Here is a 24,442-nt window from a genome sequence, read left to right as displayed (position 1 = left end):
CGTAAAAGGGTAAAGAAACTCAAAATCCTTTCCCTTTAACCAAAACCTTTTCCCTAAGAGTGCAAAAACATATTTTTGCAAGAGGTCTAATGTACATAATGAACTACACCTACGCACCGAATAAAAAAATCCCTGAGTACAAGTAAAATAGAAGGCTGGGATGATACAACCCGAAAGTCAAAATAGTATCACCTACACACGCGTTATCCACCTAAGTCATGTAATTGACATAGATATTCCCCAATGGTCTGGAGATCCCACAGTAGAATTTGAAACTGTGGCTGAACTAAATAATGATGGTTATTACTTGCGGCGTTTCTCCTTGGGGGAACATAGCGCTACCCATATCAACGCCCCTAATAGTTTTCATAGTTCTGCTGTGGGAATTGACCAATATTCAGCCCAGTCTTTAGTTGTACCTGCGGTGGTTATAAACGTTTGCCAAGCTACAGCAGTTAATCCTGATTATGCCTTGAGTGTTGCTGATGTTTTGGCTTGGGAAGCAGAATATGGTGAAATTTCTGGTGGCTGCGTAGTTATATTGAATACTGGTTGGCAAAATAAGTGGTTAGATAAAAGTGCATTCCTCAATCATGATGCTCAAGGGATTCCCCACTTTCCGGGATTTGGTAGCGAAGCGACTCAATTTTTACTTGATAAACGGCAAATAATTGGGGTAGGAATTGATACTCATGGTGTAGACCCCGGACAGGATAACAGTTTTGCGATTAACCGCTTGGTATTGGAAAAACCGCGCATTGTGTTGGAGAATCTAACAAATTTGGATCAACTGCCACCTAAAGGTACTACTCTAGCGATCGCAGTTCTTAGGTTACGTGGTGGTTCTGGTTCGCCTGTGGGCGTGTTGGCGTTCGTGCCTTAAGGCAAAGAATTCAGAACTTAAGAGTCGGAATTCAGAATTGATACTTAATAATGATATACAGAGCAATGAAACGGTGTAACTTGTAATGAATGCTGAAGAGTTTCTCAGACGTTATGAATCAGGAGAACGAGATTTTTCTAAAGTCGTTTTGAAAGGTCTTCAGCTAAATCACCTTGATTTGAGTGACATCAATCTTAATCAAGCTTGGCTTGAATCTACTTGTTTGATGGGAACCAATTTAAGCAGTGCAAACATAAGTGGTGCTAATCTGAGGTTTTGCTACTTAGGTTCTGCCAATTTAACCAATGCTAATTTAAGTAACTCACAAATAGAGGCAACTAACTTTAACGAAAGTAATTTAACCAATGCTGATTTAACCAAAACGTTTCTATGTGACTCTAGTCTAGTTAGAACGAATTTAACCTCAGCAACGATACAGGAATGTAACTTATCAGGTTCATTCTGCCGCCAAACAATTTTTACAAATGCTAACTGGGATTGGAATTATACTGACGTAATTTTTCACGAAGCCATATTGCCCAATGGAGATATTGAGAGCTATAACTATCACCCTAGCGAAGCCATTGAGTCATTACAAAAACGCTATGATTCAGGAGAAAGAATTTTTACGTTTGAGCGTTCTGTAGATTTGACAGGAATCAGATTGAGCGGTAGTGTTCTGCGTTTGTGGGTTCCAGACTTTGAATTGCGTTATGCTGACTTGAGGAACTGCAATTTTGAAAGCTCAAGAATTCAAACGTCTTTTTTTGATTTTGCTGACCTAAGTGGCGCTGTTTTTAAAGAGGTAGGTTTAGCTGATAACTCTTTCATTGCCGTTAATTTAAGTGATGCAAATTTTGAAGGAGCATATATGAAAGATGACGACCACAGGTGTTGTTTTGATGGTGCAATCTTTTGTAGAACTATCATGCCAGATGGAAGTAATCAAAATAAGGGATGTTAACAGTTATGGGTTAAAAATGTAGTTGAACAAATGCAATGCCGCGGACGGTATCAATCTGTAAAGCTGCACTGCATTACCTTGGCGCGAGATCAAAATTTAAATCATGACTCCTGAATTCTGACTTGACGATAACGTAGAAAGCAAGCAAGCTTAGTACACAAATTCCACTAGATTATCATTCGGAGGTGTTTGTGATGATAACTCCACTATCTTGCCGTAATTATATAGATGGTCAATGGTTGAGTGCTGTAGGAGAAGCAACCCTAGAAAGTCGCAATCCTGCTGACAAAACCGAAGTCGTAGCCACATTTCCCCGTTCTCAAGTTCAGGATGTAGATACAGCGGTAGCCGCCGCCCGTCAAGCCTACCGCAGTTGGCGCAAAGTCCCGGCCCCAGCGAGGGCAGAATACATTTTTCGCGTTGGGGAAATATTACTCCAGCATAAAGAAGAACTTGCCCAATTAATCAGTCGGGAAATGGGTAAACCCTTGACGGAAGCTAGGGGAGATGTCCAAGAAGGTATTGACTGCGCCTTTTACAGTGCTGGCGAAGGACGGCGACTATTTGGGCAAACCACACCTTCGGAAATGTCCAATAAATTTGCCATGACTGTACGGATGCCTATTGGAGCCTGTGCTTTAATTACTCCCTGGAATTTTCCGGTGGCAATTCCTTGCTGGAAAGCGATGCCAGCTTTGGTATGTGGCAATACAGTCATCCTCAAACCTGCCGAAGATACTTCTGCTTGTGCAACTAAATTGATTGAAATTTTTCAACAAGCAGGTTTACCACCAGGAGTAATTAACTTAGTGCATGGTGTGGGAGAAGAGGCGGGGAAAGCTTTAGTTGAGCATCCTGATGTTGATTTAGTATCCTTTACTGGTTCTTCAGAAACGGGTGCTTTTGTCGGCGCGACTTGCGGACGCACTCACAAACGTGTCTGTTTGGAAATGGGTGGTAAAAATGCTCAAGTGGTGATGGAAGATGCCGATTTAGAACTTGCTCTCGATGGGGCAGTGTGGGGAGCGTTTGGCACAACTGGGCAACGGTGTACGGCTACTAGTCGGCTGATTTTGCATCGTGATATCAAGGAAAAATTTACCGCGATGCTTTATGAGCGTACCAGTAAGTTACGCTTGGGTGCTGGCACTGACTCTGATACAGATATTGGGCCAATAGTCAATGAAAAGCAACTCCAACAGGTGAGGAAGTATTTGGATATCGCTCGTGAGGAAGGAGCAAAGGTTTTAATTGGTGGAGAAATTGCTAGTGAAGGTTCATTAAAAAACGGTTACTTCTTTCAACCAACTATTTTGGATAATGTAACTCCTGATATGCGCGTTGCTCGTGAAGAGATATTCGGGCCAGTAGTGGCATTAATTGAGGTTAGCTCCTTTGAGGATGCGATCGCAATTCTCAACGATAGCAATTATGGTCTTTCTTCTTCAGTTTACACCCGCGATATCAATCGGGCTTTTACTGCCATGCGCGACATCGAAGCAGGTATCACCTATATTAACGGCCCGACTATTGGGGCAGAGGTACACTTGCCTTTTGGTGGTGTGAAACAAACCGGTAACGGACACCGCGAAGCTGGAACTACTGCATTGGATGTTTTCACAGAGTGGAAAAGTGTTTATGTTGACTTCTCTGGAAGTTTGCAACGCGCTCAGATAGATAATCGTAGTTAATTGTTTGCAAATACACCTCAGATAATTAACTACCCCTGGCTGTGCGAAAGTTTAAGCCAGGGGTATTTCATAAGAATTCTTGGCATTTGTCGGGGTAAAGGTGAAGGGGAAAAGGGTAAAGAAACTCAAAATCCTTTTCCTTTACCCTTTACCCTTTACCCTGAGAGTGCAAAAATATATTTTTGCAAGAGGTCTATAGTAAATTTGGGTCAATTCCTTGTTGTTGTAATTTGGCTAAAAGTTCTTGAAACTGCTGCTGAGTTTGTTCTAGCTGTTGTTGCTGTTGTGCGTTTATTTCTTCTGGAGTTTGGTATCTGTTACCATCTTGGTCATACCAAAATAGCCATTCTCGTGTTCTTCCTTGATAAGTACCCTGTTCTCGTCCAATCCCTAAACCAATTTCTGGCATCCAAATTTGATCGCCGAGTTGTAAAGTGTACTTACCTTCAATTAAGCGATAAACTTCTAAACGTTGACGCTTACGACGTAGCCGCGTTGGTGCATAAATGACGTAATATAAAATGCCTAATTGAGCATAATCTATTTTCTTTTGTTCATATTCGCCATTGTAGGTTTGAGAAACCACCTCTAAAGCTAAAATGGGCGTAATTCCTTCTTCTTCCCAGAAAACGTAACTAGAACGTCCGTTTTCTCCAACAAAACGTTCAACACCTAAACTCAAAAACCCATCGGGGACTATAGCTGGTTGTAATGGTGTATAGTAAATTCCCATATTGATACCGAAAAACCAGTCATCACGAGTTTGCCAAATCGAGGCTAAGATGGCTAACAATAAATTAGGAATTAATATTTGTAGTTCGTTATCCACAGGGATATCATTAGAATCTGGTAATTCCGCCGATGAAGGTAGGCAGTCTAAGGGATTGTAATTATACATACAGCACTTTTCGATTCATTAACCAAATCAAATAATCTGCTTTAATACAAGATAGCCACTATTTCGCATACCTGCTATGTCCGCCGACTACCCGACACCAGAAAAACGTGCATTCATATCCCGATGTCGAGAAAAATGGCAACACATTGGACTATCTACCAAACCCATCAACCAACAACAGGCTACGGATGCAGTTCGAGCAATATATACTGCACTCGAACTCACTGAACCTGAAATAATTATCGTTGATAGCCCTAACGCTGGGTTCGAGTACATCTGGAATTTGCTCAAAGTCGAATCTCAGACAATTCTGGGTGATGCTATAGATAGTTCCCACTGGAGTAAAATCTACAGTAAGTTGCAATCATATTTGCTCACGCGATTACCCGTTGATTTACAAACAAATTTACATTCTTTGTTTGACAATCATCTAGCAAAAGAATATGCCAAATTACTCCAAGAACAGTTAGAAATACAATGGGGAGATGTTTTGGAGGAACATTTTGGTAAACGCAATAGCCAGTTGATTAAAAATATATTCTCTTCTTGTCGGAAACCGGAAATTTTAATTGCAGGATGCAGTTATTTTGACTTTTGTATTCAGAGTTTCAACTACCAGCAATTTGAAAACCAACTATTCATTTTAGAAGATTTTGTTAAAAATTGCGGCTGGACTTTCTTCTTTCAAAATATCGCGATTATTTCCAACCATTGCACCACAATTAATATTGATAGCAACAACCATCTCCACGGTGAAAATACACCTGCCGTAGCCTTTACAGATGGGTATAGCCTGAATGCACATCACGGTAAAATAACCCTACAACGCAAGCGTCAACTCGACGATCTCGCCTGGACAAAGATATTTGAAAAAATGAAGGCAGTCGAAATTGACTCTTGGGAAGAATACAAGTTGTTACGTGTCGTTGAAGGAATTAATGTCCAGCCTAAGCAGTTCCTTAAAGTAATAAATCCAAATACGGGAGAAGTGCAGGTTTTTAGAGTGTCTATGCGGTTCACATCTGCTATTGAGGCGGCACGCTGGGTAAACCAACGCAAAACTTAGGAATCATGAGTAAGAATAAGCTATTTCATAATTATTTGTTGTTTGACAAACTCAGAAAAATTTAAATTAAAGCTGATGCCAATACTGTGTTTGATTACCATTTCTCAAACACTGGCAATACTTAAGCAATTATCATTATTTTCAATTTGGTCTCGCAAGTTATTACTAATTCTTGGGTGCTTTCAGCCGCGCTAGTAGCGACTGTCAAATTTCAGAGTCAAGCGTTGGCTAGCAAATATCGCAGGCATCGCTGTTTGATGCCATTTTTTCAGATTAGATGCAGGGTTGACGGGAGTGACTACAGGGTTGACGGGAGTGACTTCAGGGTTGACGAAAGTCACTACAGGGTTGACGGGAGTGACTACAGGGTTGACGGGAGTGACTACAGGGTTGACGAAAGTCACTACAGGGTTGACGGGAGTGACTACAGGGTTGACGAAAGTCACTACAGAGTTGACGGGAGCGACTACAGGGTTGACGAAAGTCACTACAGAGTTGACGGGAGCGACTACAGGGTTAACGGGAGTAACTACAGAGTTGATGGGAGTGACTTCAGGGTTGGTTTTTGTTTGGTGCGATCGCTTAATTATAAAAAATCATTGCCAGCAAAGCAATCTTTGAGTGTTGCGTTGGCTAGCAAATACCGCAGGCATCGCTTTTTGATGCTGTCATAAATTAATATTTATCTCCAGATTATTGCTAAATTTAAAGTAAATCCTGGTAAAATATCTTCACCTAATAATTCTTTTGGATGTTCTAATATTTCCACTGGTTGACCAAGACTGTAGATTTCTACCTGACGTAATTTTGAATTAATTAACCAACCTAATTTAACCCCGTTATCGATATATTCCTGCATTTTCTCTTGGGTTTCTTTCAAAGAATCGCTGGGTGACATTAACTCTAAAACGAAGTCTGGTGCAATAGGTGGAAACTTTTCTTGCTCTTCAGGTGTAAGTGTATCCCATCGTTCTTTTCTAATCCAAGCGACATCAGGAGAACGGTTTGCACCATTAGGCAATTTAAAGCAAGTGGAAGAATCGAAGCAAATTCCTAGTTGAGTTTGACGATTCCAAATCACAAAATCTGCCGCAATTTCAATATTACGATTTCCAGTCTCTCCGCCTGTGGGTGGCATGATTAGAAGTTCTCCCCTTGCATTGCGTTCAAATTTGATTTCAGGGTTTTCACGACACAACTGATAAAATTGATTGTCGGTAAGTTGGATGATGGGGTTTAAGTTGATGGCGATCGCTGTCATAGTAACTATATTGGGGATGACATCAAAATTTAATGAAGCTTTTTACCACAAACTAATTGTATCAAGACATCTTAGTAATGAATTTCAGAGTCCAGCGTAGGCGTAGCACAACCCAGGCATCGCTCTTGAACACCATTTTTTCAAACTAGATGCAGGGTTCGTCTTTGTTTGGTGCGATCGCCTAATTATAAAAACTCATTGCTAGCAAAGCAATCTCCGATAAAGAGCGATCGCTCTTTAACACCATTTTTTCAAACTAGATGTAGGGTTTGTCTTTGTTTGGTGCGATCGCTTAATTATAAAAACTCATTGCCAGCAAAGCAATCTCGAAAAAAGCGTTGGCGTAGCCCGCCGCAGGCATCGCTCTTTGATGCCATTTTTGAAGATTAGCTGTGCGATCGCCTAATTATAAAACTCATTGCCAGTAAAGCAATCTCGAAAAGAGCGATCGCTAAAACTCACTTAGCTGGTTCTGATGGTAAACCGAGTTTGGTACGAAAATCCTTATCGTATTTTGCATACTCCCAGTTTTTAGCAGATATAACTTGCTCAGAAGTCAGGTTTTTAACACCTCTAAGGTCGGTCAAAAATTCGAGAATGCCGAGGTTTGCATTGCTGAGGTCAGTACCACTAAGGTTAGCACCTCTGAGGTCGGCACTAGCGAGTCCAGCATCGCTGAGGTTAGCATCACCGAGGTTTGCATTGTTGAATTTAGTATTAAAGAAGTCTGCATGGCTAAGGTTGGCACGGCTAAGGTTTGCATCGCTGAAGTTTACATAGCTGAGTTTGGCATTGCTGAGTTTGGCATTGCTGAGGTTGGCATTGCTGAAGTCTGTACCGCTGATATCGGCATCGGCATTGGTGAGGTCGGCATTGGTGAGGTTGGCATTGCTGAGTTTGGTATGGCGGAGTTTGGTATAACTGAGGTCTGTACCGCTAAGATTGGCACGGCTGAAGTTTGTATTGCTGAGGCTGGCAAAAATGAGGTTAGCACGGTTGAGGTTGGCACCACGAAGGTCAGCACCATTGAGATTGGCACGGCTGAGTTTGACACCATAAAGGTCAGCACTATTGAGATTGGCACCACTGAGGTTGGCACGGATAAGTCTGGCATCATTGAGTTTGGCACCACTGAGATTGGCAGTGCTAAGGTTGGCATCACTGAAGTCTGTACCGCTAAGGTTGGCATGGCTAAAGTTGGCACCGCGAAGGTCAGCACGGCTGAGGTTTACACCCCTAAGATTGGCGTAACTAAAATCTCGACTTGCGAGACTCTCACCAAGTTCTACCAACTTTTGAAGTGCTTGAATTCTCGCCTGACTATACTCTTTTGTCTTAGCAGCATCTACCGTTTGCCAAAGAATGGCTATCCTAATTGGCTTCTCTACAGCTATACCCAGATATATTGCTAAACCTAGCGGAATAATAATGAATTTAAAGCGGTTATTCCATCTTTGTCTAATACTCGCTTGAATAAACTCTACTGCTAAATCAGATAATCTTAAATTTTTGGCTTGTTCTTTTTGAGAAATCTGAAAAATCTGTGCATCTATCAAACGTTTCCCCTGAAGAAGGTAATCTTTTCCCTTTCCTCTATCTCGCCATTCAACGGCAGCCGCTTCAATTTTTCGCTTTTGCCGCAATATATCCCGGCTTTCCTCAATCCACTTGCGTAATAGTGACCAATTGCGAATCAGTGTTTCGTGAACAACATCGACGACAGCAGCTTTTCCAGGACTTAATCCTTTCTCAATTAAGGTACTAGTAACAACTAACTTTTCATCAGCTAACCGTTGAATTACCTTATTAATCAAAGCTTCTGGATGCTGTGAAGTAACTAAATCGCGTTGCAAAACCTGTCTGCGCGTGTCTTCTGTTCGTTCTCCCAACTGTGTCAGTTCGAGAAAAATCCGCTTTGTTGCCTGCTGTTCCTCAGGTAATAACGACTTATAAACTTCTGTAGCGCGTATTTGCAGCGTTCCTCTGATTCTACCCAATCGGCTATAGGCGATAAGAGTTAACTTTTCCTGAGTTCTTTGCTGCCATAGTTGTGTCAGCGTGTACTGCAACAATGGTAAGCTCCCCAGTGAGTTCTCTACATCTATAATCATTTCAGAAACTAATTCCGGTTCTACTTCCAAGTTCACCTGTTCAGCAGGTTTGATAATTGCTGTTTCTAATTCCTCCCGATTCATCGGTGTTACTGTTACTAAATGCTCTTGAATTTTCTTAGCTAGTCCGCCATACTCTTGTTCGAGACATTTACCAAAGAAATCACCCCGCATTGTGATTATTAAGCAGAGTTTATTGTCATCCCGTTGCAAAGCACCTAGCAAACATTCAAAAAACTGCTGTCGTTTTGTAATGTCTTGACATTGAGTAAAAGCTTCTTCAAACTGGTCTACCACTAACACGACGCGCTGAGTTTGACTAGCAGTAATAAACTGTCCTAAACCAACTGCACCTCTAACTATTAATTCTTCTGCTTTTGCTAATTGTGATGCGCGTTCAATATCTGATAATTCTGATTCTACAAATGTCAGTGCTAAATTTTGTAAGGGATTAATCCCTGGTCGAAATATTTTCAACTGCCAAGTATCGCTACCAGATAACTTGCGTCCTAACTTTAATTGATAAAGTAAACCTGCTCTGACAACACTAGATTTACCACTTCCTGATGCTCCCAACACAGCAAGGAAATTACCCGATCGCACTTTTTCTAATAATTCATCGGTTAACGCTGTTCTGCCATAAAATAATTTAGCATCTGCTTCTGTGCAATCAAAATAAGACAACCCTTTGTAAGGACAAATAGCTGATATTTGTTCTGTGGAATTAACAACAGAGGAATTCCATTTGCGGGTGAGATTAATTGCTTCACCAGAGTTAGCAAATATGGGACGCTGGGGGAAGGGGTGATGTTCTTGATTGAGCAAGTCTACTAAAGTGTAGTTACTCACCCAACGGTCTTGTTTTGGTTCTAAACCTTGAAGCAGTGCGGCGGTGAGAACGCTGTGTTGGCTGTTAATCTCTTCAAAAGCAACTTCAAAATCACGAGAAGCCGCAATAAAACACCTGTCTCTACCTTTACCGCGATCGCCTGGATCTGCCTCTGCAAAATTTAGCACTTCTCCGCTATAGCAGCAATCCAAAATCACAATTTGTTGTCTGACTTCACTTTCTTGCAGCAGTCGTCGCAGCCATTGTAGAGATAGTCCCCAATTACCCGCGTCGGGGTTGACTTCACTCGTTGCTAAATAACCTTCCTGAATTCCGATATTTTTCCGCAATCCATGACCAGAAAAATACAGCAGTGCCGTGTCTGGTGGCTTACCATCTGGCTTAAACAATTGGACGATCGCTCTTTCTAACTGAGTTAAACTAACTTTAGTTTGCTTACCAATGCGAATCGTCTGGTTTTCCTTGTCTTTGATTGCTGGTAGCCGCGTTACCCGAAATTCACCATATTGTTGTAAGATTTGAGCGATCGCTTCACCATCGGCAGCTGGCGCATTGAGACTCTTTAAGCGGTCATACGTATTAATTCCCACCACCAAAGCGTCTCGACTCATATTAGTAAGCTTTATGATAGTTTAGTCGCATTATTTCCAGCTTCTACAAGAAATTTACCGCATTTTCCGTAAAAATGTGTAAGGTAGCACAGCTGTGCTACCCTACGCCCAATTCTTTTAAGCAAGATTTATTCCATGACTCAACTCACACCTATTCATTTAGAAGATGGCACGATTATTTACATTGAAGCTACAGATAATATAGATGCTCCACCAGTCATTACCGAAGTTTCTCCAGAAGGAGAAGAAGCGCTAATTGATAAGGGATGGGATGCTGATGCTGCACAAAAACAGATAGTGCAAAATTTTCAAGCGATTGAAGGTACAATTCGGGCTTACACTGTTTATTCACTTAATGCTTTTAAGAAAATCCCTGTTGCTAATATTGATAAAGTCACTTTAGAATTTGGCATCAAAGTTGGCGGTGAAGCAGGTATACCTTACATAACTAAAGGCACGGCTGAAAGCAATCTGAAGGTAACAGTAGAGTGTTCATTTCCTGACCAATCGGAAAAACAAACTCAGCAATCATGAGTCAAAGTATTGGTGCTGCTAAAATTTCGATTATCATTCCGGCTATTAATGAAGCAGGAAATATTAAAAAAGCCATTGCTACTACTCAAGCCAATCTAAATATAGAAGTCATTGTAATCGATGGTGGCTCTAGTGATGATACTGTAGCGATCGCTCAGTCTTTAAATGTCAAAGTTATCTCATCATCTCCCGGTCGTGCTGTGCAAATGAACGCGGGTGCTGTAGCAGCTAGCGGTGAGATTCTGTTATTTCTCCATGCAGATACCCGTTTACCAACTGGGTTTGATGAGATGATTCGCACGGCACTACAACAGCCTGGAATTGTGGCTGGTGCTTTTAAATTGCGGATTGATGCGTCACTTTTAAGTTTACGATGGGTGGAGTGGGGAGTAAATGTGCGATCGCATTTTTATCAAATGCCCTATGGCGACCAAGCAATTTTTTTAACAAAGGAAGTATTTCAAAAAATAGGCAGTTTTCCCGAATTGCCTATCATGGAAGACTTTGAACTCATGCGTCGTCTAAAACGCATCGGACGCATTGTAATTATTCCCACACCAGTTGTCACCTCAGCCCGTAGATGGTTGCAAAAGGGAGTATTAAAAACTACGCTACTTAATCAAATAGTAATTATTGCTTATTTGCTCGGCGTTTCACCTGAGCGAATTTGTCGCTGGTATCGCCGAGAAAAATTTAAGAGGCTTTAAGCTGTTTCTCATGTAGGTGGTATATCTTAGGGGCATTGGATTTAAGGTGTAAATTTGAAAGTTGAGCTTCAGAAGGTCAACATTGAGCTTCAGAAGGTCAACATTGAGCCTCAGAAGGTCAACATTGAGCCTCAGAAGGTCAACGTTGAGCCTCAAAAGGTCAACATCGAGCCTCAGAAGGTCAACGTTGAGCTTCAGAAGGTCAACGTCGAGCCTCAGAAGGTCAACATTGAGCCTCAGAAGGTCAAAGTCGAGCCTCAAAAGGTCAACATCGAGCCTCTGAGGGTGAAACTTATAAAAATGAACAAGCGTTTATTAAATTCCAAACTCAAACTACTACTGCTAAGTTGCCTGATTATCACACTAATAATTGCTGCTAAACAGTTAAATTTTCAGGGACTTTTACAGACCTTAGTCATTTGGGTTCACAGTCTTGGTACTTTAGGGCCTATTGCCTACATAGTTATTTTCAACTTAGCAACATTACTATTTATACCGGGTTCTCTTCTAACCCTCAAAGGTGGTTGTCTGTTTGGTGTATTTTGGGGTTCAATATATGTGCTAATTGCTGCAACAATTGGAGCAACCTTGGCTTTTCTTATTGGACGCTACCTGTCGCGGGATTGGGTTTCTCGACAAATGGACAAACATCCTAAATTTAAAGCGATTGATTTAGCAGTTGCTAAAGAGGGATGGAAAATTGTTTTGCTAACTCGTCTTTCACCCGTCTTTCCCTTCAATTTATTAAATTATGCTTTTGGAGTAACACAGGTTTCTCTCAAAGATTATATATTAGGTTCCTTCGGCATTATTCCCGGTACTGTGATGTACGTTTATATTGGTTCTTTAGCTGGTAATCTTGCCACGATTAACACCTCTCATCAACCAATTACTCCAGAAACTCAGGTCTGGCAATGGATAATGCGAGTAGTTGGGTTGATTGCTACCGTTACTGTAACTGTGTATATCACAAAAGTTGCTCAGAAAGCATTAGCTCAAAGTGTGGCAGTAGAAGAAATCACAACCGATGAAAAAACTAACAATCATTCAGATATTTAAAGCCTCTCTGCGAGACGCTACGCGTAGCTTGCTTCCACGAAGTGGTACGACTCCGCTCGGCTTTAACACTGAGCGAAGCCGAAGTGTTAAAAGTATTAATGCCAGAAACTTCCAGAAGTTTTTTAGCCTCAGTGTATTAATATTACTAATATTGGCAAGTAGTTTTTCATTAAACACAGACCCAGCTTTAGCACAAGAATCGGTAAATTCAAATTCTTTTAATCCCCAAGCAATTTTACGCGAAGCCTTGCAGTGGATTGAAAGCCTGGGTGCATTAGGAGCCATAGCTTTTATTGCCCTTTATATTATCGCTACCGTTGCTTTTTTTCCAGGTTCTATTCTCACTTTGGGAGCTGGTGTAATTTTTGGTGCAGTTTGGGGTTCTCTTTACGTGTTTATCGGTGCAACCCTTGGCGCTACAGCTGCTTTTCTCGTCGGACGTTATTTAGCAAGGGGTTGGGTTGCTCAGAAAATTGCAGATAACAAAAAATTTGCCGCCATAGATGAAGCGGTAGGTAGAGAAGGATTAAAAATTGTCCTGTTAACGCGACTATCTCCGATATTTCCTTTCAATTTGTTAAACTATGCCTTTGGCATCACGGGAGTTTCACTTCAAGATTACTTCATCGGCTCTCTAGGGATGATTCCTGGAACCATCATGTATGTTTATATTGGTTCCCTTGCAGGTAATCTGGCGATGATTGGCACTGAGGCTCAACCTACCAACCCGAATTTACAATGGGCAATTCGCATCTTGGGTTTGATTGCAACAGTCGCTGTTACAGTTTATGTAACCCGGATTGCCCGCAAAGCTTTAGAAGAGGAATTGTAGGGTAGCACAGGTGTGCTTGCAAATTGCTGTAAATTATTGATTGCTGAAACATTTATAAAAAAAAGCTTCAATCGTATCTGTCAATTCCCAAACGGACAAAACAATTTAAACGCTGTATTCCTTATTAAACAAGCATAAAAAATAAAAGACTGAGCCGCCTAAATTAATCGGGATTCTTAATTTTAAAAGAGGTTTCGCCAATGACCAATTCAGATTTAGAAAGAGTCACAGTTCGCCCAATTGACGAGTATAACCAAAAGCTGGTGTCTTATGCCCATCCGCCAAATTGGGTTAATCCTCAGCCTGCCGACGTTTACGACTTGGTAGTTATTGGTGCTGGAACGGCGGGATTAGTCGTGGCGGCGGGGGCTGCGGGTCTGGATTTGGGTTTAAAGGTGGCGTTAATTGAAAAGCATCTCATGGGTGGAGATTGCTTAAATGTTGGTTGCGTACCATCTAAAACTATTATTCGCTCTGCCCGCGTTGTTGGCGAAATCTGGGATGCTAAAGACTTGGGAGTTAATATTCCCCAACATAATATTGATGTTGATTTTCCCAAAGTTATGGCCAGGATGCGGAAGATAAGAGCTGATATCAGCCCTAACGACTCGGCGGAACGGTTTCAAAAGTTGGGTGTCGATGTCTTTTTGGGTAGCGGTCGATTTGCAAGTAAAAATACGGTGGAAGTTGGCGATCAAACCCTCAAGTTTAAAAAAGCTGTGATTGCAACTGGCGCAAGAGCTGCACAACTGTCGATTCCGGGAATTGAACAGGCGGGTTATCTAACCAATGAAACGGTTTTTTCTCTAATTCAACGACCAGAACGTTTGGCGGTGATTGGTGGCGGGCCCATTGGTTGCGAAATGGCGCAAGCTTTCCGGCGTTTGGGTTGTGAGGTGGTGCTTTTTCATAGCGGTTCTCATCTCCTAAATAAAGAAGACCCTGAAGCCGCTAAAATTCTCCAAAAGGTTTTGATTAGCGAAGGAATTCGCCTAGTATTCGATTCCAACTTGGAAGAAGTGGTAACTGTCACCGAGGGAAAACGCCTTTACTTTTCCTCTAACGGTCATCGAGATTCGGTGACAGTCGATGAAATTTTAGTTGCTGCGGGGCGATCGCCAAATGTCGAAAATCTAAATTTAGAAGCTGTGGGTGTAGAATATGACAAGCACCTTGGCGTGAAGGTAAATGATTACCTGCAAACGACCAATCCCAAAATTTATGCAGCTGGCGATATCTGCATGAACTGGAAGTTTACCCATGCTGCTGATGCCGCAGCGCGGATTGTAATTAAAAATACCCTGTTTTCTCCCTTTGGCTTGGGACGCTCGAAACTCAGTAATTTGGTGATGCCTTGGGTAACTTATACTGACCCAGAAATTGCCCACGTAGGGTTATCCGAACACGAAGCGCAGAAATTGAGTATTGAGGTGACAACAATTGAGATTCCTTTTAGTAGTGTAGACCGAGCGATCGCCGATGGTGAAGAGTTAGGATTTCTCAAAATTCACCATAAAAAGGGGTCTGATGAAATTATCGGTGCAACTATTGTCGCCAGTCACGCGGGTGAGATGATATCAGAAGTGACTACGGCAATGGTGAATAAGATTGGTTTGAGCAAGTTAAGCAGTGTAATTCATCCTTATCCCACTCAAGCCGAAGCAATTAAAAAAGCAGCTGATGCTTATCGTCGAACACTCCTAACATCAAATACCAAAAAATTGCTGGGATTTCTGACAAAGTTATCTTAAGCAAAATCAGCGAACGGTCAGATAACTGTTCGCTGATAACTGATAATTTTTATGTCACTGCTATATCTCTACACAGGTCGGAAACGATCGATCTCGCCTCCGGTCAAGTTTGCGTAATACAGATTACCATCAGGGCCAGTGGTGATTTGTGTAGGCAGTCCTAGATTAGGCCTGTCTGTTTGGGAAGCAAACCGCTTAACTGAGGTAACTTTACCTTGACTATCTAATATCAAAGCATCGATAGTTCCTTGACTGAAATCACCAATGAATAAGGCACCTTGATAGATTGCAGGGAAAGTATTACCTGTGTAAAAGTCACCCACTAGGATCGAATTAGAACCAGAATGCTTGTAAGTGTACAGTGGTTCTGTAACAGATGAGCCACTATTATAGAAGGCTTTTGCTGCATCTAAATTAGCGTAGACTGGTTGTTTCAGACTGACGACATTACCATTTGCATCAAGGCCACCTTCATAGAAGGGCCAGCCAAAGTTAGCTCCTGGTTTTCCGACATTCACCTCTTCGTAAGTACCGAAGCCAACATCGCCAATATAGGGGGTATTGGTCTTTTTATCAATTGTGAAACGGAAGGGGTTACGCAGACCGTAGTCATAAACTTTGGAAATATTGCTATTGGCGTCACCGTTGTAGAAAGGATTGCTGGATAAGCCTTTACCCGTAATCGGGTCAATCCGCAGAATCTTGCCGGATAGATTATTTTTATCCTGGACGCGAATTGCTCGCGGGTCTACTCCATTGTAGGAAGTACCATCTCCTAAGCTCACAAATAGAGAACCATCAGTACCAAAACGCACAGAACCAACTGAGTGAGATTCACTATCATTGGCTATAAAATTCTGGATATTTTGGACTTTATCGAGATTATTGAGATAATCCTGCAAGCTAGTAAACGGCTTACCAGTATCTTTGTTGAGAATTCCTGATGGTGCATAGCCAAGTGAAACATTTGTGCTATTTCCATCTGGGTGGCTGATATTTGCCCAAGTGCCATTTGTGCCAAGTAGTACAACTTCGCTGCCAGCAATTGCAGTAGTGTAATTAGTATTGGGGTCAGCTGTAAAGCGACTTAGGCGTGCAGTACGATTCCCATTTTGATCGGGATCGTCCAATGTGCTATTGGGATTATTATTAGGATTGTTTGGATTAGTTTCTGGTGGATCGTAGGTATACAACAGGTAAACATAGTTGTTGCCGTTTGGACTTTTACCAAAATCTGGATGTACGGCAATGCCTAAAAGACCGCGATCGCGCGTATCATTTACTTGTCCGCTAATATCAGTAAACGGTGTTGATAATAAGCTACCGTTTTTCATGACTCGCACTACCCCATTTTTCTGGGCAATGAACATACTGTTACCATCAGGTGCCCATTCAAAAGCTGTAGGTTGATTCAAACCAGAAGCTACCTTATCTAAAGCAAAATTACCAGAGTCATTATCAATAATAGTGATACTTGTCTGTTGATTAGTTAACTGCACTCCAACTGGGTTACTTAACTTCAAGGTAAATGTTTCATTTGATTCCCCAATGTTGTCATCAACAATGGGGATAACAATGGTGTTACTGGTTTGTCCAACTGCAAAACTCAAGTTTCCAGATACAGTTTTGTAATCAGATCCAGCTTTAGCAGTCCCATCTTCGGTCGTGTAGTTGACGCTAGCAGCCGCCGAAGCGTTGCCTCGTGTAACTATCACCTTAGCATTACCGTCACCTTCATTAACTACTGTCTGACTAAAATCGAGGCCGGAGCGATCGTTGTCTTGAATTGTAATTGCGAGAGTTCTTTGGACTCCTAGTGTTGCCCCCTCTGCCTGATCGATGACAAAATTAAAGGTTTCATCTCCTTCTATCAAGGAATCATCATTGATCGGAATCGATACCTGTGCGCTACTTTGTCCCGGCGCAAAAATCAGTGTTCCAGCAGTTTCAACGCCTTCACTGCCATAGTCAACTCCTTTTGTAGCAGTATTAGCTATAGTCGCATACTTAATTGAAGATGTACCACTTGTATCTCCAGTTCTAATTAGTTTGACGGTAACACTACCACTGTCTTCGTTCACAGTCATCGAAGACGAACCTAAGGTGATAGTGGTCGGAAGAAATGGTGAATAAAGTTGAGACTGAGGAATGATTTCCTTCGCCTGAGAGGCGCTTGACCAACGCAGTTGAGAAACGGCATTGCCTTTATTTTCGTAGTACTCAAGTTTAATATCGTACTTCTGACCTGCAACCAATGCGATCGAGCCACTAGATTCAGTGGCAGCTTGATCGACAAACTGACTGATGATTTGTTGACCATTCACCCACAGTCGCACACCATCATCAGCAGTAGTGTAGAACTTGTAAGTTTCGCTGTATTTGGCTTCTACCTGACCTGTCCACCGCACTGAGAAAGTATCTGCATCAATCGACGGAGCGGGAGAATCAGCGCCCCAGTTAAAGTTCACCGTCGGATTTGTAGTAGTTATCTTCAGATTGGTGAAGTCGATGTTGTCGTAGTACTCTCCTTTGAGTCCATTGCCACTACTAGGTGTGCTGACATTACTATACAGTTGCGACTGAGGAATGATTTCCTTCGCCTGAGAGGCGCTTGACCAACGCAGTTGAGAAACGGCATTGCCTTGCTTTTCATAGTACTCAAGTTTAATATCGTACTTCTGACCTGCAACCAATGCGATCGAGCCACTAGATTCGGTGGCAGCTTGATCGACAAACTGATTGATGATTTGTTGACCATTCACCCACAGTCGTACACCATCATCAGCAGTAGTGTAGAACTTGTAAGTTTCGCTGTACTTGGCTTCTACCTGACCTGTCCACCGCGCTGAGAAAGTATCTGCATCAATCGACGAATCGGGAGAACCAGTACGCCAGTTAAAGTTCACCGTCGGATCTGTACGAGTTACCTTCAGGTTGGTGAAGTCCATGTTGTCGTAATACTCTGCCTTGAGTCCATCTCCTTGAGAGAGTAGGCTAGAGCGAGCAGAAATGCTGGTTTGCCCTTGGTCAATACTTTCTAGAGATGATTTAGTAGTAATTACTGGACTTACAGATGTTGATAAGTTTTGATTTGATGCCATAATTAATGTTTCAAGATTAATTTTACATTGAATATTCCAGCAAAAAATGCATCATGAAGCTTGATATAAATATACTGATAAGCTAATAATTGATTAACTTATAAATATATATTTAGTAATTACTAATCATGAATAATTAATTGAAGAATATATTAGTCTTTGTTAGTCTTTGTTTTCTTTCAAAAATTTAGTAAATTTTTGATACCTTCTAAATTTTATTGATGTGCAGATGCATATCAGCAAGGCAAGCAGTGCTTAAGAAAGCAAATACATGCGTAATTAGTCAAATGCAATAACTTTACATAGATTACTTAAGTATTCTTTTAGTGCTTACACATTTGACAATAGATGGCGGTGTTATGTCTATCTTCTGTATGGAACTTTGTTTAAATATTCATATTGATATATCCTTTTTTAAAGGAATATAAAAGTTTTGCTGATGTTTAAATAAAAAATGCCAAAATATCGGATAATCTAATGTGCTTATCTACAAATTTATTAACTATATAAAATTTGTATAAAGAAAAATTTTAATATTTAAAGATTTGAAAAATTAATATTTATCTATACTTCATTTTGACTATTACTTTATCTTTTTGTTACCAGAACCAGCAGAAATATAGTAATAACCTAAAATCAGTGGAACAAAAACTTTTATCAGAGGGGGGGGAAAGGGTAAAGGTTCAAGGGGAAGGGGACTTTTGCAGAACCTTTTCCTGACAAATGCCAAGAAGTCTCTTGTTGTGAGTGGATTATCCTGTAAATCGCTATGGGACAGTTTCTCTTCTCTACAAGAGGCTACGCCCTAAGCGTTCGCGTTGGCGTTCGCGTTAGCGTCTCTGAAAGAGAAGCCTCTCGAAGAGAAGCTATGCCGCAGGCTTTACGAGGCGCTGCGAGCAAAGAATTGTCAGCATCCGAAACCCTCTGTTTCGTTCATTTACAAAAGTTTTCAATTTACTCTAAGTCAGAAAAATTATAAGTTTGACGTTGCACATTCCCACTTTCCCCTAGACTAAGGGCAGCAACCTTGTTCAAACTGGCAGAGGAAAGTGGACTTTGACTGAGACAAACAATTTAAACTCTACCATCCAGAATCTTTCACGCAGGGAATTGCGGGATTTAGTGCGGACTCAGCTGCAAATGCTCCTAGAAGCAGGAGACTTGCAAGGAGCAAAATCAATTCTCGTACCCGTGCAGCCTGCGGATATCGCCGAGGCGATTGAGGGTTTACCAGAAGCGATGCACGCTTTGGCTTTTCGCTTGCTTTCTAAGGATGAGGCGATCGAAGTTTATGAATATCTTGACTACAGTGTTCAAGAACGGTTAATTGAAGAACTTAAAAGCCAGGAAGTCTGCGATATTGTCGATCAAATGTCGCCGGATGACAGAGCAAGGTTATTTGATGAATTACCGGCAAAAGTCGTCAATCGCTTGCTAGAACAACTGAGTCCAGCTGAACGTCAAGCTACAGCCCAACTATTAGGTTATGAAGCTGATACAGCTGGGCGAATTATGACGCTAGAGTTGATCTCGCTGAAAGAAAATTTGACAGTATCTCAAGCTCTAGAGCGAATTCGCAACTTAGCTAATGCCAGTGAGATGATTTATTATCTTTATGTCATGGATGCGGCAAGGCGCTTGACGGGGATTGTATCGTTGCGGGAATTAGTAACGTCTCAGCCTGAGCAAATTATTGGCGAAATTATGACCCGTGATGTGGTGTTTGTCTACACTGATACAGATCAAGAAGAAGTTGCAAGATTAATCCAAAGATATGATTTTTTGGCTGTGCCTGTAGTAGATCGAGAACAGCTTCTAGTAGGTATTGTTACGGTGGATGATGTAATTGATATTCTGCAACAAGAAACCACGGAGGATATCTATGCTTTGGGTGGTGGTGTGCAGTCGGGGGGCGACAATTATTTTCAAATGAATTTGCTGGAAATCGCTCGGAAACGGGTTGTCTGGTTATTGGTCTTACTTGTAACCAATACCGTTACAGGCACAATTATTAAGTCGCAAGAAGATATTTTAGCAAAAGTGGTGACACTGACGGCCTTTATTCCCTTGTTGACTGGTACTGGAGGTAATGTAGGCGCTCAATCTTCCACAGTGGTGATTCGCGGGATGAACACCGATGAAATCCGATCGCGTGGTGCATTGCAAGTAATCAGCCGAGAAGCGATCGCAGGCGCCCTATTGGGAGGAATGTTAGGTGCGATCGCTACTGTCTGGGCTTATTTTCTGCAAGGACGATTAGAAGTAGCGATCGCTGTCGGCACTAGTTTGGTAGCTATTTCTATTTTGGCTTCGATCTCCGGTTCAGCACTGCCATTTCTATTTCGCTATCTGCGTTTAGATCCGGCATTAATGTCAGCGCCGTTCATCACCACAGCAGTTGATGTCGTAGGTGTTTTGATTTACTTCAATTTGGCGCGGATAATTTTAAAGTTATGAAAAAAGTCATTGGTCATTGGTCATTGGTCATTAGTTGTTGGTAACAGACAAATGACAACGGACAAAGGACAAATGACAAAAGACAAAGGACAAATGACTAACTTAACTTTTACAATTCTGATTCCGTATCTGGAGCAACAATTTCGCCAGTACCCAATTGCAGTATCATGTCCTGGTCAGTAATCAATCCGCTAAGTTCCTTCACTTGTAAATTCATGTCTTCACAAGCTTGTCTAAGTTCTCTGGCAAATTTGTTGAGGTCTTGACCATAGCCACATTGATAAGCAGCAGTTTCAATTCCTTGCTGGGCATTTGCTCTAGCACAATCTACTAGTTCTCTGCCATTCAATGGTGTAGGAGATGCCATAGACGTAGTTATTATTTATTAAATGTTTGCTGCTAGATAGACTATCAATATTCCCACTTTTACTCATCCCTCCAATGGAAGACCATCAGGGTATAATTTAGAAGTAATTATTTTTTCTAATTAGTCATTAGTTCTTTATTCAAAGTGAATAACCAGTGACCAATGACTAATGACTAATGACTAATGACTGAACTTTTTACTTACCCATTGACAACATCTCCACCATTGACATGTAACACTTGTCCAGAGACATAAGAAGCATCATCAGAAGCTAAATATACGTAGCTAGGAGCAACTTCTTCAGGTTGTCCGGCTCGTTCCATTGGTACTTGTTTACCAAAAGTTTCAACTTTCTCTTCGGGGAAAGTTGAAGGAATTAAAGGTGTCCAGATTGGCCCTGGGGCGACAGCATTAACGCGAATTCCTTTGGATACCAAATTTTTTGATAAGGAGCGAGTAAAAGCAACGATCGCACCTTTTGTAGAGGAGTAATCTAGTAGTTGTGGGCTACCTTTATAAGCTGTTACCGATGTGGTATTGATGATAGCACTGCCCGTTTGTAAATGCTTGAGTGCAGCTTTAGTCATGAAAAACATTGAGAATATATTAGTGCGGAAAGTTCGCTCTAGTTGCTCTTCGGTGATTTCTTCAATACTTTCTTTCGGATGTTGTTCAGCAGCGTTGTTGACGAGAATATCGAGTTTGCCAAACTCACCAACTGTTTGTTGTATGGCTTGCTGACAAAAAGTTTCATTGCCAATATCACCTGCAATTGTTACTGCACGACGCCCTTGTTTTTCTACCAAATGTTTTGTTTCTTTGGCATCATCGTGTTCATTAAGGTAAAGAATAGCTACATCTGCACCTTCTTTTGCAAATGCGATCGCAACAGCACGACCAATCCCACTATCTGCACCCGTAATCAATGCTACCTTATCTTGTAACTTCCTACTACCCCGATACTGAGCATCATCTGCTTTGGGTTTGGGTGTCATTTCTGATTCAACACCTGGTGTTTCTTGTTGCTGTGGCGGTTGTAATTTTTGCTCTTTTTTCTCTTTTGGTTCTTTTGATTTAGCCATCTGTTTTACCTTAGTCATTGAGTATTGAATGGGTGTTGAAAAAGGGGAATTGGGCACTCGTTATACTCCATCTTTCTCCTATTCCCTATTTCATAACTAAACCTTGGATCGAAAATTCAACCCAAGGTTTATTTTTGGCTTTGGCTCTCACTAGCCATTCGCAATTTTAGGCATTTCTATCCTGGATGTTTGCCAAACTGACTTATTCCTAGCAACTGTACGCGACTTACATTATTTATCCTCACGCTTGACCATGAAATAAGTACACAACTGCGATGCGATGAAGAATTTCTCTTTTTCACCTGCTTTCAAATTAACTATTATGTTGCTCTACTTTATCGCCCTCTAGAGGTAAACTAAGCTGCAATTAGCTCAACCTTAAGAGGGAAAAGAAATTAAAAAAGTCAGCGATTTCCGAGTTGCTATAGCTCGATCGCTCCTTGCGGACTTCCGGAAATTTTTTACAAAACTACCTGAATCTTGACACGGCAACTATACATCGTCCAAAAGGGTGCGTGGTGCGCTACATTGAGATTATTAGAGGGCATGGGTTATGGCAACATTAAATATTTCCGAGTTAGAACAGGTTGAAAAGTTTCGCCACTTACAATTAACCCTGCGCGATCGCTGGAAAACGAGCGAAATATTTGACAATAGTGAAGCGGATATTTTAATTATTCCCTCCTTGAGTCTTGACCAGGGAGAACTCCAAAAGATTGAAGGCTGCGAACATTATGAAGAAAGATTACTATTTTCCTTAATTCGGTTGCGGAATCCCCGAACTCGACTGATTTATGTAACATCAGTACCGCTGCATCCGAGTATCATTGATTATTATCTGCAATTGTTGCCAGGAATTCCCTTTTCTCATGCTCGCAATCGCTTGCTGTTACTTTCTACTTACGATTCCTCTTTTAAGCCTCTAAGCCAAAAGATTTTAGAACGCCCACGTTTGCTAGAGCGAATTCAGAAATCTTTGAGGCTAGACAAATCATTTATGATCTGCTACAACTCTTCGCACTGGGAAGGCGAATTGTCTTTAAAATTGGGTGTACCACTGTATGCGGCTGCACCAGATTTACAGATTTGGGGAACAAAAAGTGGCAGTCGGGAAATCTTCAAGGAAAGCGGAGTACCGCATCCAGATGGCAGCGAAAAAGTTTGGAACCACAAAGATTTGACAGAAGCTACCGTTGATTTGTGGGAACGCCAACCAACATTAAAACGGGTAGTAGTAAAACTTAACGAGGGCATTTCTGGAGAGGGGAATGCATTGTTGGATCTCAGACCGATTGAGAATTTAGCACCAAACACTGGTACTCATGCCGAAAGGATAGCAGCAATTAGCGATCGCTTATCAACGATGCGCTTTCAAGCAAAACAAGAGACTTGGGATAGTTTTTTGGGAAAAATGCCTGAGTTAGGGGCAATCGCTGAAGCATTCGTGGAAGGGGAAATTAAGCGATCGCCCAGCGTTCAAGGACGGATCACGCCCCAAGGCGAAGTGGAAATCCTTTCAACTCACGACCAAATTCTCGGAGGCCCAGACGGTCAGATTTATCTTGGTTGCAGCTTTCCTGCTGATGAAAGATATCGATTGCAATTACAGCAATTGGGACTTCAAGTTGGCAGAAAGCTAGCAGATAAAGGCACTTTAGAGCGGTTTGGTGTAGATTTTATCGCCGTTGACAAGGGTAATGGAGACTGGGATATTCAGGCGATCGAAATTAACCTGCGTAAAGGCGGTACAACGCATCCATTCATGACCTTGAAATTATTAACGAACGGTCGCTATGACCTTTCCACGGGTTTATTTTATAGTCAACAAGGTCGTCCAAAATACTATGTTGCCACTGATAATCTGCAAAAAGAGCGCTATCAGGGATTATTACCCAATGATTTAATGGATATCATTGCTCACCACAGACTGCACTTTGACAGCGGTACAGAGACAGGTACAGTCTTTCATCTTATGGGCTGCCTTTCGCAGTTTGGCAAGGTGGGATTAACCAGCATCGGTGATTCACCGCAACAAGCACGAGATATTTATAACAAAGTTGTCAAAGTTCTCGATGAAGAAACCCGCAACGACAATTGTGATTTCTCGGCGTTTTCAGATTATTCCTTTCCTGTAGTTTGGGATGAATTATAAGCTAACGCGCCTACATATTGCACAAACTCCGTGTAGACCGTCATTAGTCATTAGTCACTTGTACT

The 24,442-nt window shown here is 41.5% G+C and carries 19 protein-coding genes; 11 read left to right on the top strand and 8 right to left on the bottom strand.

All coding sequences use genetic code 11. The annotated features are described in order from the left end of the window. Window positions 1–160: 160 nt before the first annotated feature. The 3 genes from NSTC731_RS22515 (at window position 161) to NSTC731_RS22505 (ending at window position 3,538) form a co-directional block, all read left to right on the top strand. Window positions 161–883, top strand: coding sequence for a cyclase family protein (locus NSTC731_RS22515; protein WP_445626874.1), 723 nt, complete (start codon window positions 161–163; stop codon window positions 881–883). 85 nt (window positions 884–968) lie between these two features. Continuing rightward, window positions 969–1,847: a pentapeptide repeat-containing protein gene (locus NSTC731_RS22510; RefSeq protein ID WP_445626873.1), complete on the top strand. Its 879-nt coding sequence runs from the start codon at window positions 969–971 to the stop codon at window positions 1,845–1,847. A gap of 194 nt (window positions 1,848–2,041) precedes the next feature. Beyond that, window positions 2,042–3,538, top strand: coding sequence for an aldehyde dehydrogenase family protein (locus NSTC731_RS22505; protein WP_445626872.1), 1,497 nt, complete (start codon window positions 2,042–2,044; stop codon window positions 3,536–3,538). A 193-nt stretch (window positions 3,539–3,731) separates the two neighbouring features. Here NSTC731_RS22505 and NSTC731_RS22500 read toward each other — a convergent pair whose 3' ends face one another. Further along, complete coding sequence (locus NSTC731_RS22500) at window positions 3,732–4,436, bottom strand: Uma2 family endonuclease (protein WP_445626871.1); 705 nt, start codon at window positions 4,434–4,436, stop codon at window positions 3,732–3,734. Between the two features lie 76 nt (window positions 4,437–4,512). Here NSTC731_RS22500 and NSTC731_RS22495 point away from each other — a divergent pair, with 76 nt between their 5' ends. Beyond that, entirely contained in the window at window positions 4,513–5,502 is a 990-nt protein-coding gene (locus NSTC731_RS22495; protein WP_445626870.1) for a DUF6745 domain-containing protein, read from the top strand. A 191-nt stretch (window positions 5,503–5,693) separates the two neighbouring features. On the opposite strand, the gene NSTC731_RS22490 is transcribed toward NSTC731_RS22495, so the two are convergent. The 3 genes from NSTC731_RS22490 to NSTC731_RS22480 all read right to left on the bottom strand — a co-directional run bounded on the left by NSTC731_RS22490 (window position 5,694) and on the right by NSTC731_RS22480 (window position 10,335). Then, a complete protein-coding gene (locus NSTC731_RS22490; RefSeq protein ID WP_445626869.1) occupies window positions 5,694–5,990 on the bottom strand; it encodes a hypothetical protein in 297 nt (98 codons plus the stop codon). A gap of 194 nt (window positions 5,991–6,184) precedes the next feature. After that, the gene (locus tag NSTC731_RS22485) at window positions 6,185–6,763 is read right to left on the bottom strand and encodes a Uma2 family endonuclease (protein ID WP_445626868.1); all 579 of its coding nucleotides are present in this window, start codon (window positions 6,761–6,763) and stop codon (window positions 6,185–6,187) included. Window positions 6,764–7,221: 458 nt separating this feature from the next. Next, window positions 7,222–10,335 carry an nSTAND1 domain-containing NTPase gene (locus NSTC731_RS22480; protein WP_445626867.1) on the bottom strand — a complete coding sequence of 1,038 codons (3,114 nt, stop codon included), beginning with the start codon at window positions 10,333–10,335 and terminating at the stop codon, window positions 7,222–7,224. A gap of 135 nt (window positions 10,336–10,470) precedes the next feature. Between NSTC731_RS22480 and NSTC731_RS22475 the strand changes: the two genes are divergently transcribed. Beyond that, complete coding sequence (locus tag NSTC731_RS22475) at window positions 10,471–10,869, top strand: CU044_2847 family protein (protein WP_445626866.1); 399 nt, start codon at window positions 10,471–10,473, stop codon at window positions 10,867–10,869. Then, the gene (locus NSTC731_RS22470) at window positions 10,866–11,576 is read left to right on the top strand and encodes a TIGR04283 family arsenosugar biosynthesis glycosyltransferase (protein WP_445626865.1); all 711 of its coding nucleotides are present in this window, start codon (window positions 10,866–10,868) and stop codon (window positions 11,574–11,576) included. Before NSTC731_RS22475 ends, NSTC731_RS22470 begins: the two co-directional genes overlap by 4 nt. Here NSTC731_RS22470 and NSTC731_RS22465 read toward each other — a convergent pair. Continuing rightward, the gene (locus tag NSTC731_RS22465) at window positions 11,523–11,837 is read right to left on the bottom strand and encodes a hypothetical protein (protein ID WP_445626864.1); all 315 of its coding nucleotides are present in this window, start codon (window positions 11,835–11,837) and stop codon (window positions 11,523–11,525) included. The two genes, NSTC731_RS22470 and NSTC731_RS22465, sit on opposite strands and share 54 nt — an antisense overlap. Window positions 11,838–11,876: 39 nt before the next feature. On the opposite strand from NSTC731_RS22465, the gene NSTC731_RS22460 reads away from it, so the two are divergent. The 3 genes from NSTC731_RS22460 to NSTC731_RS22450 all read left to right on the top strand — a co-directional run bounded on the left by NSTC731_RS22460 (window position 11,877) and on the right by NSTC731_RS22450 (window position 15,218). After that, the gene (locus NSTC731_RS22460; protein ID WP_445626863.1) at window positions 11,877–12,635 is read left to right on the top strand and encodes a TVP38/TMEM64 family protein; all 759 of its coding nucleotides are present in this window, start codon (window positions 11,877–11,879) and stop codon (window positions 12,633–12,635) included. After that, on the top strand, window positions 12,604–13,467 hold the full coding sequence (locus tag NSTC731_RS22455; protein WP_445626862.1) for a TVP38/TMEM64 family protein: 864 nt from the start codon (window positions 12,604–12,606) through the stop codon (window positions 13,465–13,467). Before NSTC731_RS22460 ends, NSTC731_RS22455 begins: the two co-directional genes overlap by 32 nt. A 200-nt stretch (window positions 13,468–13,667) precedes the next feature. Continuing rightward, window positions 13,668–15,218: a mercuric reductase gene (locus tag NSTC731_RS22450; RefSeq protein ID WP_445626861.1), complete on the top strand. Its 1,551-nt coding sequence runs from the start codon at window positions 13,668–13,670 to the stop codon at window positions 15,216–15,218. 68 nt (window positions 15,219–15,286) lie between these two features. Here the strand turns inward: NSTC731_RS22450 and NSTC731_RS22445 are convergent, their stop codons facing one another. Further along, window positions 15,287–18,319 carry a PA14 domain-containing protein gene (locus tag NSTC731_RS22445; protein ID WP_445626860.1) on the bottom strand — a complete coding sequence of 1,011 codons (3,033 nt, stop codon included), beginning with the start codon at window positions 18,317–18,319 and terminating at the stop codon, window positions 15,287–15,289. Window positions 18,320–19,375: 1,056 nt separating this feature from the next. Here NSTC731_RS22445 and mgtE point away from each other — a divergent pair. After that, on the top strand, window positions 19,376–20,776 hold the full coding sequence (mgtE, locus tag NSTC731_RS22440) for a magnesium transporter (protein ID WP_445626859.1): 1,401 nt from the start codon (window positions 19,376–19,378) through the stop codon (window positions 20,774–20,776). Between the two features lie 109 nt (window positions 20,777–20,885). Here mgtE and NSTC731_RS22435 read toward each other — a convergent pair whose 3' ends face one another. Together NSTC731_RS22435 and NSTC731_RS22430 are read right to left on the bottom strand one after the other, a co-directional pair. Further along, window positions 20,886–21,143 carry a hypothetical protein gene (locus NSTC731_RS22435; protein WP_094352695.1) on the bottom strand — a complete coding sequence of 86 codons (258 nt, stop codon included), beginning with the start codon at window positions 21,141–21,143 and terminating at the stop codon, window positions 20,886–20,888. Window positions 21,144–21,343: 200 nt separating this feature from the next. After that, window positions 21,344–22,225: an SDR family oxidoreductase gene (locus tag NSTC731_RS22430; RefSeq protein ID WP_445626858.1), complete on the bottom strand. Its 882-nt coding sequence runs from the start codon at window positions 22,223–22,225 to the stop codon at window positions 21,344–21,346. A gap of 553 nt (window positions 22,226–22,778) precedes the next feature. Between NSTC731_RS22430 and NSTC731_RS22425 the strand changes: the two genes are divergently transcribed. Further along, entirely contained in the window at window positions 22,779–24,377 is a 1,599-nt protein-coding gene (locus tag NSTC731_RS22425; RefSeq protein WP_445626857.1) for a peptide ligase PGM1-related protein, read from the top strand. The last annotated feature ends 65 nt before the right edge of the window (window positions 24,378–24,442 follow it).

Source organism: Nostoc sp. DSM 114167 (genome assembly GCF_052692655.1).
This window is presented reverse-complemented; position numbering and strand designations above follow the sequence as displayed.